11 protein-coding genes and 1 pseudogene are annotated in these 13,706 nt (G+C 47.5%); 4 read left to right on the forward strand and 8 right to left on the reverse strand.

The features are described 5' to 3' along the window. Nucleotides 1-30: 30 nt before the first annotated feature. The 6 genes from QQ055_RS08170 to QQ055_RS08195 all read right to left on the reverse strand — a co-directional run bounded on the left by QQ055_RS08170 (nucleotide 31) and on the right by QQ055_RS08195 (nucleotide 6,283). Entirely contained in the window at nucleotides 31-1,050 is a 1,020-nt protein-coding gene (locus QQ055_RS08170) for a hypothetical protein (RefSeq protein ID WP_284474861.1), read from the reverse strand. A gap of 246 nt (nucleotides 1,051-1,296) precedes the next feature. Then, on the reverse strand, nucleotides 1,297-1,605 hold the full coding sequence (locus QQ055_RS08175; protein ID WP_284474862.1) for a P-II family nitrogen regulator: 309 nt from the start codon (nucleotides 1,603-1,605) through the stop codon (nucleotides 1,297-1,299). Nucleotides 1,606-1,899: 294 nt separating this feature from the next. After that, entirely contained in the window at nucleotides 1,900-2,619 is a 720-nt protein-coding gene (locus QQ055_RS08180) for a hypothetical protein (RefSeq protein WP_286004529.1), read from the reverse strand. 26 nt (nucleotides 2,620-2,645) lie between these two features. After that, on the reverse strand, nucleotides 2,646-3,455 hold the full coding sequence (locus QQ055_RS08185) for a M23 family metallopeptidase (RefSeq protein WP_286004530.1): 810 nt from the start codon (nucleotides 3,453-3,455) through the stop codon (nucleotides 2,646-2,648). Between the two features lie 56 nt (nucleotides 3,456-3,511). Beyond that, complete coding sequence (locus tag QQ055_RS08190) at nucleotides 3,512-4,369, reverse strand: hypothetical protein (RefSeq protein ID WP_284474864.1); 858 nt, start codon at nucleotides 4,367-4,369, stop codon at nucleotides 3,512-3,514. A 639-nt stretch (nucleotides 4,370-5,008) separates the two neighbouring features. Then, on the reverse strand, nucleotides 5,009-6,283 hold the full coding sequence (locus tag QQ055_RS08195; RefSeq protein ID WP_284474865.1) for a DPP IV N-terminal domain-containing protein: 1,275 nt from the start codon (nucleotides 6,281-6,283) through the stop codon (nucleotides 5,009-5,011). 133 nt (nucleotides 6,284-6,416) lie between these two features. On the opposite strand from QQ055_RS08195, the gene codB reads away from it, so the two are divergent. The 4 genes and pseudogenes from codB to QQ055_RS08220 all read left to right on the forward strand — a co-directional run bounded on the left by codB (nucleotide 6,417) and on the right by QQ055_RS08220 (nucleotide 12,662). Next, a complete protein-coding gene (codB, locus tag QQ055_RS08200; protein ID WP_284474866.1) occupies nucleotides 6,417-7,712 on the forward strand; it encodes a cytosine permease in 1,296 nt (431 codons plus the stop codon). Nucleotides 7,713-7,714: 2 nt separating this feature from the next. Continuing rightward, on the forward strand, nucleotides 7,715-10,285 hold the full coding sequence (locus tag QQ055_RS08205; protein WP_284474867.1) for a pentapeptide repeat-containing protein: 2,571 nt from the start codon (nucleotides 7,715-7,717) through the stop codon (nucleotides 10,283-10,285). Between the two features lie 495 nt (nucleotides 10,286-10,780). Beyond that, a pseudogene (locus QQ055_RS08215) lies at nucleotides 10,781-12,150 on the forward strand (NAD(P)/FAD-dependent oxidoreductase). After that, nucleotides 12,147-12,662, forward strand: coding sequence for a DUF3122 domain-containing protein (locus QQ055_RS08220; RefSeq protein WP_283361026.1), 516 nt, complete (start codon nucleotides 12,147-12,149; stop codon nucleotides 12,660-12,662). Before QQ055_RS08215 ends, QQ055_RS08220 begins: the two are co-directional and overlap by 4 nt. Here the strand turns inward: QQ055_RS08220 and QQ055_RS08225 are convergent. Together QQ055_RS08225 and QQ055_RS08230 are read right to left on the reverse strand one after the other, a co-directional pair. Then, nucleotides 12,659-13,519 carry a sulfite exporter TauE/SafE family protein gene (locus tag QQ055_RS08225; RefSeq protein ID WP_284474869.1) on the reverse strand — a complete coding sequence of 287 codons (861 nt, stop codon included), beginning with the start codon at nucleotides 13,517-13,519 and terminating at the stop codon, nucleotides 12,659-12,661. The two genes, QQ055_RS08220 and QQ055_RS08225, sit on opposite strands and share 4 nt — an antisense overlap. Nucleotides 13,520-13,523: 4 nt before the next feature. Next, nucleotides 13,524-13,706 (reverse strand): hypothetical protein (locus tag QQ055_RS08230; RefSeq protein WP_286004533.1); only part of this gene is annotated, 183 nt, incomplete at its 5' end.

Genomic DNA, 13,706 nt, shown 5'->3' on the forward strand with positions numbered 1-13,706 from the left:
TGGGCGAATCCGGTAGCCTCAGTCCAGCGATTAACGGAGTGAAAATTCTGTTCCCCGATAGCAACCTTGGAAAGACGTTAAATTGCGTCCGGTTAAGGCTTGGAGTTGAGGAATCATCACCGCATTCGCGAAATCGCCAGTCCATTTATGCGGAAAATCGCTAAAGGAAGTTCCCGTCCCTTCGTAGCTATACTCTTCAACGGGAATATTTTCTGCGCCTAGGATGGTTTGATCGTGGTAGCCATTGAGAATAATTTTCTCAATTTGCACGTTAGGTGCCAGGTTAAGCTGCCATTCTACAGGCTCATAGGAAGAAAGCGCGAGTACCATTGGTTGGTTTTGGCGTTCAACATTGACCCGGACAACTCCAACTTGGCGATTGTTCGCACTATGATCGGAACGCGCCTCATAAATCCCAACAACGTGTAATTCCGGGCCGCCGTTTGTGGGATAAAGGACTCCGCCAAAATCCCCAGATCCCCCTACTCCACAGGTTCCGGCGGGAAGCATGGCGGGTGCCGTTCCGGGTTTGTTCGATAAGATGGGTTCTGATGGCGGCGTGACAGACTGAGGCGCGGGTTTAAGCATAGACCAACTGACGAACCCCAAAGCCGCGATCGCGCTAGCTGTTGCGCCGATAATGGCTGCATTCACCAGATGGCGAATCGTTTGAGATTGAGGTTTTGCCAGAGTGGAGGGAGAATCTAAGCTGGCCAGTAGCGCTAAACCTTCAGGTTGTTCCAGCAAGCTTTGAATAATCGATCCTTCGCCGACGTAGAGATTGCGCGTGGTGCGATCGAGTAACAGCCAATGGCGATCGCGCCGATCGAGCTGGTATTCTGCTAGCTGGGGTTGCATTTGGCTATGACCCAGGAAGACTTGCCAAGCCGCATTAGACGCGCTGCCAATTTGCTTATCATCCTGGTAAACCAACTGTTCAACATCGGGTTCCCAGTGCCAGGAAACCCAGCGACGATTACCAGAATAGCCCAAAGATTTCTCGAATTGGGGCGGCGCACTCAACTCAAGGCGATGGATAGACTGAGACATCAAATACTTGCTCCTAGCGGGGATGCTAATACGTTTTAGGTTAACTTAGCTTTTCTCATGCAGCCAAGCTCCCTATCGTTCGTATTTCCTCTTTTCAGTCTCTTTGCGTTGAAACGGGACAAGTCTAGATTTGCTTAATTGGTTTGAAGTCTAGCGCCAGAGTCAAGGATTGAGCCAACTTCCAGCGAGTTTTTGGGCGATCGCCCCTTCAAAATGGCTCAATCTCTCTTTTAAATCAAAACCCGATTAATGAGTCACAACTTCTACATTTTGGCGGAAAGCAATTAGGGCGTGCTTACCTTGATAATTTTGCACAGACAAAAGAATAGAATCAGAAACCTCTGGAGAAACAATTGTTTTGACTTCAATATTGGTATTGTAGCCGACCATATCTCCCATACGTTTACCGTGGCTACCTTCACCTTGAACTTGATTAATCGTATAGCCACTCACATCGTAGCTTTTTAACAAGCTAACAATATTGTCTTTGAGGACGGTTTCCCCAATGATGGTCAGTAAAATAGCAGGCTGAACCGAGAGGGTTTCAGAAGACATAGAGAACTCTACTTTCTTAGGCTTAATGGAGGGGGGTGATTGATATCGCTTTGTGGTTTATCATCGCTTGTCAACGCTTCCTTACTTTATATAATACCGCGAGTTCTGTACTATCTAATTTTTATAGCTTGTTGCCAATTTCTTAAGGTTGGTAAATGCGTAGCGGTCTCAAAAAAAAGTAAGATTCGCTTCGATCTTTCCTGATGTTGGCAGGGGATCGTGGCGCGATCGCAACAATCTTACCCCTAAGTCCACAACAATTAAGGATGGAGATTCATCTCCATCCTTAACCTCTTACCCCAACGCCGACTGAGTTTGTAACTCTAGCGCCAAATTCACTTGTGTCATCCGGCGTTGTTGATCGTGGCGGATGCTGTCGTAGGTATTCCCTAAACCCGGTGCATCCCAGCGGTTGCGCTGCATATCCCAATAAGACCAAATACGGGCCTCTAGGATCTGTTCGTCCGGATCGCTGACGAGTTGTTTCATCTGCGCCAGTCGGTCAATATAACCGCCTGCATATAACCCGGCGGCGGGACTTTGGTTAGCGAGATCCAAACCGTTGACCAATTCGGTTTGATTTAACTCTAAACCCACGGCTTGGGCTTGGGCTAGCAATTCATCGTGGAACCCTTGCAGGCGACGCAACTGTAAGTCGTCCGCCTTTTCGGGAAGTCCCTTTTCGGCTGCAATTTCTCGCTTGAGAGAACTGCTGCTGACGCTGGCTACGGCGTTGGTATCGGAATAGGGAAGATGTTGGTAACTAAATGTCCCAAAATTATCTACCCCATTCCCCGGATCGACGTGCCAATAGTAGGGGGGGTTTTTGGTTCCGTTGGGTTGGCGGGTTCCTTCAGCCGCGCCAATGGCGATCGCTAAAGGCGAGTCTGAGGCCTGTTCCCACCAGCTTTGCGGGATAATTGGCGTTAGCGGTTCCGCCTCTGGAACCGGGGTTGGCGTTAGCGGTTCCCCTGCTGGAACTGGGGTGGGTTCCGGCGCAACTTCAAAACTCAAGGCGAGATCCTTCGCAGTCGGTTCATCTAGGGTGGGAACTGAAAATCTAGTCCCACAAACGGTTCTACCGCGATGGCGACGGGTTCGAGTTCCGGTTCCACTTCCACTTCTGGGAGGACTTCTACCGCGACTGTGGGGTTCAGCAGGGGTGGGTTTTCCACCATGCGGAAGTACGCCTCAACCAGAGGCATGGTAATCGCGCGATCGCTAATCCGATTTTCTGGATAAAATTCCAGATACGGACGCCGACCGATTTCCAAGTGAACGTGCGGCCCGGTAGAATTGCCCGTACTCCCTTGAGTTCCCAGGGATTGACCGAGGGTGACGTGTTGACCGATAGTAACGGCGATCGCCTCCAGGTGTCCCATAAAATAGGCATACCCAGACTCTTCGCACAGCACTTCTACGCGGTTGCCATATCCCCAGGGACTGTACTTGGTATAAGTTACAGTTCCAGTACAAGGGGAGGGAATTTCCACATCATCTCGGTCGTTACGCAATAAGGTAAAGTCGTAACTTCCTGGGGGAGTCTCATCAATCAGATAGGGAGTAGCCACTTCTAAAGGTGCAAATGCCGTTTCTGGCGGCCCTCTCTCCTCTAATGTCACATAGGGATCTTCCGAGTTGGGAAGTTCTACTTCGCTTTCTAGGGGAAGCAATGCAACAGTTTCAGAGGTTTCGAGAACGCCGAAGCTTAAACCGAACGGATCGGCTTTGGCTGAGTTTTGCATTTGAGTGACGAGAACTAAAGAAAACAGTAAGGTTAGCGCGCTTTGGGTAGAATACTTCAGCAGTAAAACCAAGTAGCGCAAGACAAACAACGAAATTCGTTTCATTTCACACCTCCTTTGTGTGAATTCGGTTAATAGATTTCAGGGGTTGAACCCTTGGGTTAGTTTTCAGATAGGACAGAAGCGATTAATTGGGTTGAAGGCGAGACATAAATCCATTGCGGACGTTCGCTGCTACTGCGTCGAAAGGTCAGCAAGGAAAGATGCAACAGTCCATCCGTTTTACCAATGGTTTCTCCCGCTTTAATCTCTCCAGAATTTCGTTCTTTTAAACCGCACAACTTGAGAAGATATCCCGGTTGCTGCGGGGTGGAATAGAGAACGCAATCGGAGGTATTTTTAACCAGAGAGGTTTCGGTTGCTAAAACAAAGTTGCCTTCAACTTCACCGCCTAGAGGGGCGACAATATTTCCTTGGTATTCTAAGGAAATGTCACCTAAACCGCCGACAACGGGATGTCCGGCTATTTTTTGACCGCTATGATTTTCCCAAATCTCTTTAATGTCGATTTGTTTGAGGTTGGGACGGAAGGTTTCGGAGGTAGAAAACGGCCAAAATCCCGATCCGGTTTGACCTGATTCTAAGCCATAACCTAAATAGCGATCGCTCTCGTAGGCGATAATTAATCGACCTTTATCGTCAGTTGGATAGGCTTCTCGCTCGGTAATGACTCCCGAACGAATCGAAGTTTTGGGTAAAATACAATAAGGCGAGCCTAAAGCTTGACGAATACTTGCTTTTTCGACGCCTTCTTTGCCTTGCAATTGGCTGATTTGCGAAAGAGTAACAGCGGCATCTTCTTTGACTATTTGCTGACAAACAGCTTCAGAAATAACCGGAGTTCTAGAGACTTGATTTCGCAATAGAATGAATGCAAAGGCAAAGCTCAGACAGGTTAAACTCACTAGGGAAATTAAGCTAGCGTGTTTTTTAGAGACTTTAAGAGTTTGAGCCAACACAATTCATCACCTCCTTAATTTAGGTTACTTTAATAGGCAAAACCTCTTGAGTTCAAACAATTAGGGTTAATAGAAAAGAATTTATGCACTTGAAGTCTATAGCGATTTTCAATCGAACCTGAATATTCTCTAACTTTCCTCGCTTTAGGGTGAGGAGAATTATGTACATTATTGAGGTCGATCTAGATAGCATGAGCCTAAGTTAGAGTCTTACTTTAACCAGACAAAACCACTTGCTCGCGTATTAAACTATCTGCATAATTTTTCTCTAAGAAAGAATGGCTAAAGAGCGAGAAGTTGCCATAAATGGGTATTTCTCAGGTTTAAACATTCCTTCTGAGATCGGTCAGTTTTTCAAGATTCAATGAAGGGGAAGCGATTCTTCGTTCATTGGAACCTCTGTCAATTGACTTCTTTATCAACATTGTAGCGGGTTGAGCAGGATTAGACCAGGATGAAGACTGCTAAAACTGCCCTTTTTACAAGAAATTTAGGTTGCTAATCGCCAAATTTCGGAAATTTCACCCTTTCTACAGCAATTTCCGAAATCTTTCGCATTGACTTGAATGATTGCTCTGAGGGAATTCTCATTATAGCAAACTGTACTCCCCAATGTTGTCTTTTAGATAACCCCTGGCTTTAGGGTTTCCAAGTCGGGAAATAGACGCTTTCAAATCTTTGAGATAGCCTTCTTAGGCCCGTACCATCAGCCGCGATCGCATAAAGCGGGCTATACTCAGATTCGGAGAAGTTAAACGCTAGTTGTTGGCTATCCGCAGACCAAACAATCTCCGTTACGCCGATTAGAGATAATCTAGGCGCAAGGTTCCGTTCTTGGAAGTTAGCCAGATTTAGAGTGTGAATCGATTGACGATTGAACTCTCCCCGAACAAAGGCTAATTGCCTACCATTCGGCGACCATTTGACTAAATCATAGGAGTCCAGTCTGCGGGTTAATTGGGTAGAAACGCCAGAATGGATATCAACAGAATAAATCGCTTGCTGTCTATCTGAAGTCATTCCCGGTTGAATGCGAGTATAGGCAATTTTTTGACTATCGGGCGACCAGGTAATTGCAACGTTATAGAGTTCCTGAGTGGGATCTTGGGTTAATTGCCTGAGTTGACTTCCTTCCGCATTGATTGTATAAAGTTGCTGGCGGGGATATTGACCCATCCAAAAGGCGATGCGGCGACTGTCGGGCGACCAAACTAGCGAACTTCCTCCAGAATTATAGAGGTTTTCAACGCGATTGCTCCGAGAATCGCGCCCGTTTGGATCTCGATTTTGGGTCAGATTGATAAGCTGCGAACCATCCACATTCATGCTATAAATATGACCCTCTTGGATAAAGGCTACCTTTTGACCGTTAGGAGAAATCGCGAGGGATAGGGCATGATTGGGCAAGCGGTCAATTTTTCGGGTTCCTTGAACGCTTGTTAGGGTACTGGTATAAAGTTCAACGCTGCCAGGTTCTTCAAGCGTGGAACCCTCGCAACTGCGTCCAAACACTAGACGTTGATTGGATGACCAAACGATTTGATAGGTTTCGACCTTGCAAAAACTGCCTTTAAAGATAGACGTGAGTTGAGAACCATTCGCCTGCATAACATACAGGTCAGAACTGCCATTTACAAACGCCAGTCGCCTCCCATCGGGCGACCAGACAATGGGTGCAGTTACTTCTGTTAATGCAGGGGTTAAATTGCGCCGATGGGAACCATCAGCCGTCATGAGAAACAGGGAATTCCTCACTCCACTCCCGCGCCCTTGAAGGGCTGTAAACACAAGACTATTGGGGGAATTACTCAACCGAGGAATGGCAAGACTCGACTTAATTGAGACGCCAGCCAGCAGTCCAACAACGAGACAGAAAGGAACAAGGCTGAAGCGAAAAGGGCGAGGCTGAAACATAGATGTGACGGAACGTTAAGCTAATCCAAAAAAGTACCCAGCTTGCAAAGTATGAACGGGCTGTTCGCTACTATACTTTTTGCTGAAATAATGCGCTTAACAATATCTCCAGTTTAGGAGGACAAATTTCAGCATGAGCATAACATCGGAAGAGCAACTCTTGCCGCGATCGCAACAAAATGAAGATTATCCCCTCTCGGCGGTTCCCCCGGAAGCCAGAAAATCGATTTGGTCGCTAGCCCCCTTACTGATGGGGTTTACCTTATATTCGGGGACTCTGTTCGCTGGGGGGTTGGTGGGGCCTCAATTCCGCTTTTTCCCAGACTTGTTGGGTCTGATTGTTGTCGGTAACTTAATTTTGGGGTTGTATGCGGCTGGGTTAGGTTATATTGCGGCAAAAACGGGTCTATCAACGGTGTTAATGGCCCGGTTTAGCTTCGGGAGTGTGGGTTCCCGGTGGGTGGATTTCATTTTAGGATTTACCCAAGTGGGCTGGTATGCTTGGGGTTCTGCCCTAATTGCAGATTTACTCAATAAGTTGCTTGGGGTTCCGGAGTCATTTAACTGGCTGACTATCCTATTTTTTACCTATTTCTTCTGCATTACCGCCTATATGGGCTATCGGGCGATGGACTGGTTGAGTCGCATCGCCGTTCCTGCCATGCTGATTCTGATGATTTGGAGTCTATCTATTGCGTCTAATGATGTGGGCGGGTTTGCAGGGCTGCAAGCGATAGAACCCTTACAGGAGTTACCCGTTGGGGCAGCTTTAACCATTATTGTCGGTACGTTTGTGTCTGGGGGAACTCAGGCGACGAACTGGAGTCGGTTTGCAAATTCTGGAAAAACGGGCTTAATCAGTACCTTAGCTGCTTTTTTCTTTGCGAATGGCTTTTTAATCTTTACGGGGGCGTTTTGCGCGTTAGTCTATTCGGGAGATTCAGCCGTGGCGGATAGTTCGGATATCGTGCAAGTGATGGTTCGCCAAGGGTTGCTGTTTTGGGGGCTGGTGTTGTTGTTCCTGAATATGTGGACAACGCAAGATAATACGATGTATGCGTTCTCTGTTGCAGGGGCGCATATGTTCCGTTCTAATAAACGGACGCTGTTTGTTCTGGGTGGAGCAACGGTGGCGTTGGTGCTAGCCTGGGGAGGGATTTACAGTATGCTCATTCCGTTTTTGATTCTGCTAGGAACGTTTATCCCGCCGATTGGGGGGATTGTGATGGCAGATTATGGGTTACATCGTCGAGAAGGGTTTCCGGCGTTGGATATCCCTCAACCTGCCTTTAACTGGGCGGGGATTTTGGCGTATATTGGGGCAAGTGCGATCGCCTATTATTCCCCAGGGATTAAACCCGTGAATGGGATTATTGCAGCGGTTCTGCTGTACTGGCTGCTGAGTAAAGTCTTGTATTCGCGTCGATAGTTATGCAAAGTCGCCAGTTTATCGCAACTGAACCCATTGGTAAAAGTGGCGAACGCGGCGAACAGCAGGTTTGGGATAGCGTACAATTGAGCTTTGCCCGACGACGGTGTTTTGGCTATTGGCGCTATCCCATTTTTTCGCAAACTGGAGAAACGCGCAAAGAACCCGATATTCTGATTTTCGATCGCGAGTTAGGGATTATTGCGATTGAGGTGAAGTCTTTGCAGATTGACCAAGTTGTAGCAATTCAAGGTCATTGCTGGATTGTAAAGGATTTTTATACGGAGACGATTAATCCCTACGAACAGGCTGAACGTCATTTGTTCGCAGTTTTGCAATATTGCGATCGCGAACCCACTCTACACCAAAAAGTCCCCGGACGGGCAATGGTGGCGTTACCTTATATTTCTCAGGCGCAGTGGCGGGAACGAGGGTTTGATAAGCTACCCAGCAATCCGCCGATTCTGTTTCAAGATGACTTACCTTGTCTGTTCAGCCGCATTCAGCAATTTCCTTGTGTTGTGTCTGCGCGATCGCCGATCGAGCAACAATGGATATTATTACAGAGCGCGATCGCAGGTACGGCATTATATTATCCCAATCAGAGCGATCGCTGGCGGCTGTATTCTCCCCAAAGTCGCGCTGATATTCTCGCCAAAACCCGCCAATACTTACACCAGCTTGATATTCAACAAGAACGCATCGGTAAAGCTATCCCTCCTGGGGCGCAACGGATACGCGGAATTGCGGGTTCTGGGAAAACGGTGTTACTCTGCCAAAAGGCGGCCCAGATGCATCTCAAGCATCCAGACTGGGATATCGCCTTTGTCTTTTTTAACCGCAGTCTCTATCATCCCATTACCGCCCAAATTGACCGATGGTTGCGCCACTTCAGCAACCAGCAAGTCGGCTATTCTCCCCAAACTTCAAAATTAAAAGTGCTTCACGCTTGGGGGGCGAAAAATCAACCCGGCTTGTATAGTCTCCTGTGTCAGGAAGCCAAAGTCTCGCGCATGGTTGTCAATGATACCAGCAGTCGCAAGCCTCAAGAAGCCCTAGCCGAAGCTTGTTGGCATTTACTCCGGGAAAAAGCAATTCCCCAGATCTTTGATGCTATTTTAATTGATGAAGGTCAAGATTTCCTCGTCAATGAGGCGTTGAAGTTCCACGATAAGCAACCTTTCTATTGGATGGCGTATCAAGCTTTACGCCCAGTGGATATCGTTCGACCGGAACAACGTCGCCTGATTTGGGCTTATGATGAAGTCCAAAGTCTAGAAAGCCTAAAATGTCCAACTGCGCGAGAAATTTTAGGCGCAGAACTCAGCCATCTCGTTACGGGCATACATCCTGGAGGAATTCCCAAAAGCGAAACGTTGAAAAAATGCTATCGCACTCCGGGTTTAATCTTAACGTTGGCTCACGCTGTTGGGATGGGTTTATTACGTCCGGGCGGAATGCTGACAGGAATGACTCAAGTTTCTGATTGGCAAGCGCTAGGTTATCAGGTACAAGGTCAGTTTTTGCCGGGACAAGAAATTACGCTGAAGCGTCCGCCGGAAAATTCGCCTAACCCTATCTCTCAATTGTGGCAAGAGGCGATTATTCATTTTCAAGCGTGTCGATTTCGTCAAGAAGAATTTATTCAATTATATCAGAATATTCTTCAAAATCTTAAGCAGGATGGATTAAAGCCCAGTCGCGATATTTTAGTGCTAGTTTTGGGTTCTAATTTTGACGCAATCAAACTTCAGGTAGAGGTGGCTAGTTTCTTAATAAGTCAAGGCATCGATGTATATCTACCAGGAACTCTAGATTGCAATATTCTGAAATCCGATCCGCAAAATAGCGATCCAAATCAGTTCTGGTGCGAGGGCGGAATTACCATTTCTCGCATTCACCAAGCCAAAGGACAAGAAGCGGATATGGTTTATCTAATCGGTTTAGATGGAATTGCTAAAAATGAGCAAGATTTGACTTTGAGAAATCAACTATTCGTGGCTTTAACCCGTTCTCGTGCTTGGGTTTCCCTCAGCGGTATTGGTCGCTATCCATTCTATCAGGAAGTGCAACAAGCAATTGCCAGCGGCGATACTTTAAGATTCACCTTTCAGCGCCCTCCTCAGCGAGAACTGCATCTCACGGTTTTGGGCGAACTCTTACAAGCTTATGCAAAGGGAAGTCGCCATTTTCCTAATCTTGAATTGGAGAAAGTTAGCCTGGTAGAGGTCGATCTAAGTGGCGCTCATTTGGTGGATGGACAGTTTTTTCAGGCAGATTTCAGCGGGGCAAATTTAGCAGGAGCGAATTTGGCGATCGCAAATTTATCTCAAGCTAACTTAAGCCGGGTAAATCTGCAAAAGTCCAAGCTTGTTGGTGCTAACTTAACTCATGCCAATTTAACCCAGGCTAACCTATATCGAGCCGATTTGAGTCATGCCAATTTAACTGGCGCTCAATTCAGAGGCGCAAACTTAGAAAAAGCGAATTTAACTGGGGCAACTTTGCGTGAGGTAGACTTGAGTGAAGCTAATCTCAAAGCTGCGGATTTTACGGATGCAATTTTGTCATAATTAATACTATAAGACAATTTAGATTAGATCGACTAATTATTACTCTAAGGTGATATAGTGCTAGAAAATGAGGTCTGCTCCCAAAATCCAAGTCTTACCCATATTTTTACTTAAATTTTGTCACCAGATTCGAGTGAATAGTCATTATTCAATATTTGACATATGTCTTTTGCTGCCTTTCCTGCAAAGCTTTTTGTGTTAATTATTCTATTTTAATCAGTGAGTTTCTAGTCAAATTAGTCGTACCCAGAGATTCTTGCGAATTTCTGACAATCTTATAAAAACTATATAGTTATACTAAGATAATAATAGATCTGGCTTAAATTGCGTTTCGCGCAATTTGTATCTCCTGCATCTAACTCTGAGGATCTCCTAGGAGGATGTAGCAGTAGGGGCGATAGTCTGGCGATTAGCCCCTACTGACTTTTTTCTCAGAAATCCTTTTCCAAAGCAGAAAGCAACAACAGGGCATCAACCCTTGGAGGTTTTTGAACAGTGGCTCATATTGCGATTATTGGTGCTGGCTTAGGCGGCTTACCCACCGCATACGAACTCCGGCATCTGCTGCCACCCCATCATCAAATTACCCTAATTTCCGATTCGCCCACCTTTACTTTTATCCCCTCCCTGCCTTGGGTTGCCTTGGGCTTCAAACCCTTAGAATCGATCAACTTTCCCTAGAAGCTTGCCTGCGTCCTTTGGGTATTCAATGGATTTGCGGTAAAGTGACCGCGATTGAACCCCAAGTTCAGCGCGTCAGCGTTGGCGACCAAACCCTCAGTTACGACTACTTAGCGATCGCAACAGGCGTAGAATTAGCCTTAGACGCCCTTCCCGGACTCGGCCCCGATAGCGGCTATTCTCAATCCGTTTGTAACCCTCCCCATGCCTTAGCCGCCAGACGCGCTTGGCAGCAATTTTTACAAAAACCCGGCCCCTTAGTCGTGGGTGCCGTTCCGGGGGCAAGTTGTTTAGGGCCTGCTTACGAATTTGCCCTGCTTGCAGATTACCAACTCCGAAAACTCGGCTTGCGCGATGCCGTTCCCATCACCTTCATTACCCCAGAACCCTATGTAGGTCATTTAGGCATTGGGGAGATGGCAAACTCAGCAGAATTGGTTAGCCAAGCAATGGTAAAACGAGGGATAGAGGCGATCGCCAATACCGCCATTACCGCCCTCGAACGCGATTCGCGAAGCGTTCGCGCAGCGTCTCCACCGGAGAATCCCTGCGGGAATCGCATTCACCTCTCGAACGGACGCAGCTTACCCTTCAGCTATACCATGCTGCTACCCCCCTTTCGCGGGCCTCAATTTCTCAAAGCCGTGCCAAAACTCACCGACAGTAACGGCTTCATCCCCGTTTTGCCAACCCATCAGCATCCGCACTACGATTCTATTTATGCCGTGGGTACCATCGTGCAATTGTCCCCCGCCGATCGAACGCCCCTCCCCCTCGGCGTCCCCAAAACCGGCCAAATGACCGAAGCAATGGCAATGGCTGTTGCCCATAATATTGCGATCGCCCTTAACGAACTCGATGCCCAACCCGTCACCCCCACCTTAACCGCCACCTGCTTTGCTGACTTTGGCAACACGGGGATTCTCTTTGTTGCCGATCCGGTTCTCCCCGATCCGCTAACGGGCAAACGCCGACAAGCTAAAGCCTTTCAGGGGCCTTGGGTCAGTTGGTCAAAAACCGCCTTTGAACAATATTTTCTCGCAAAAATGCGTTGGGGTAGCGCCGTTCCTTGGTTTGAACGCCTAGGGTTGCAATTGTTTGGTCTTTCCTTAGTTGAACCGTTACCGCCTGCATTGCTAGAAATCCCCTTTCAAAAGTTTCAGCAGCACTCTGCCCCTAAATGATGAACAAACCACTGCTTTTCCGCTTCCTGCTGGGGATACTCATTCTGTTCCTCAGCGTGCCTAGCCTACCTGCAATAGCTGTAAATCCCACTCTGGGAACGATTCGCCAGCTTGAAGAGGTTCCCGGACAAATGGTTTATCAATCTCGCCAAAACTTGCGCGATACTCAGGGGAATGTTTGGATTGCGATCGCATTTAAACGCCCAGACGATCTCCTCTATCTGCGCTTAGTTGGTTTTCCAGGAGTCGTTGAAATTGATAGAACCCAACCCCTACGCTTAATTGACTCCCTGAATCATACCCAACTTGCCAGCGATGCCTCTGCCCAAATGTTTATTGAAGGCGTTCAACCCCATATCGGACAATATGACTTGCAACCCCTCGTTTCAGAACTCAAGCCAGAGATTCCCCTTCACCTAGAATTGCCAACCGTCCAAGGGACCACCGTCATTCTCAAGCTTCCCCCTAGCTTTGTGCAAGACTGGATCGCGATCGCATCTCTGCCCGACTAACGTTCGATCAAAATAAAAATAGCCACCGCTAACACAAAATAGCCAAATCCCTTTTCGAGTTGCTTAGGACAAACAAATCGCATTAAATACGCCCCTAGCAAAATTCCGGTGCTAGCTGCCACAATAAACGATCCGACCAATCCCCACTCTAAAGGAACGTGACCCAAATATCCGGCTAATCCCGTAATCGATTTAAGCACCAAAATAATTAAAGAAGTCCCAATCGCTTCCTTCATGGGGATACCACCGAGTATTACCAACGTGGGAATCACCAAAAAACCGCCGCCAATTCCCACAAAACCCGTCAGCAGACCCACACCAAACCCTTCTAGGATAATCGCCCAACTGCCGTGTTTAGCAGGTGCGATTCCCGTAGGGATTCTCCGGTGGAGACGCTGCGCGAACGCTTCGCGAATCGCGATTTGGGAATTTTTCACCCCAGATACTTCCAACTCTTCCTCTGAGTAACTGTGCGCTTCCAAAGAAGTCGAACCTTTGCCTTTCGTAATCATCGAAAAAGAGGCAATCAGCATAATCGCAGCAAACGCTAGCAATTGAACGGTAGGAGTGACAAGGGGCAATCCCGCAATTCTCGCCCCCGCATAAGCCCCCACCATTGCAGGCGGTGCAAACAGCATGGCAATTTTAAGATTAATATTGCCTTGTCGCCAGTGGGGAATAATCCCGATCGCGCTCACTGCACCCACAATTGCTAGAGTCATAGCAAAAGCAGACTTCGGCGCAATACCCATAACATAAATCAGAACGGGTGCGGCCAAAATTGACCCGCCGCCGCCAATCAAGCCCAAACTAACGCCAATGCAAACTGCAAGGACGTGACCAATTAGCCAAATCATAATTTTAGTGCTTCTCTAAGTGCTGAGTGCTGAGTGCTGAGTGCTGAGTGGGGAAGAGGATGGGGGGATGGGGGAAAAGAGTGCTGAGTAGAAAGTGCTGTTGCGCTAGCTTCTGCGAAGCAGTGTGCTGAGTGAGGAAAGGAGTGCAAAGTTCCGTAGCTTGCACACCAAGCAGCGGTGTTCCGAG

The sequence above is a fragment of the Geitlerinema calcuttense NRMC-F 0142 genome (assembly GCF_030285425.1).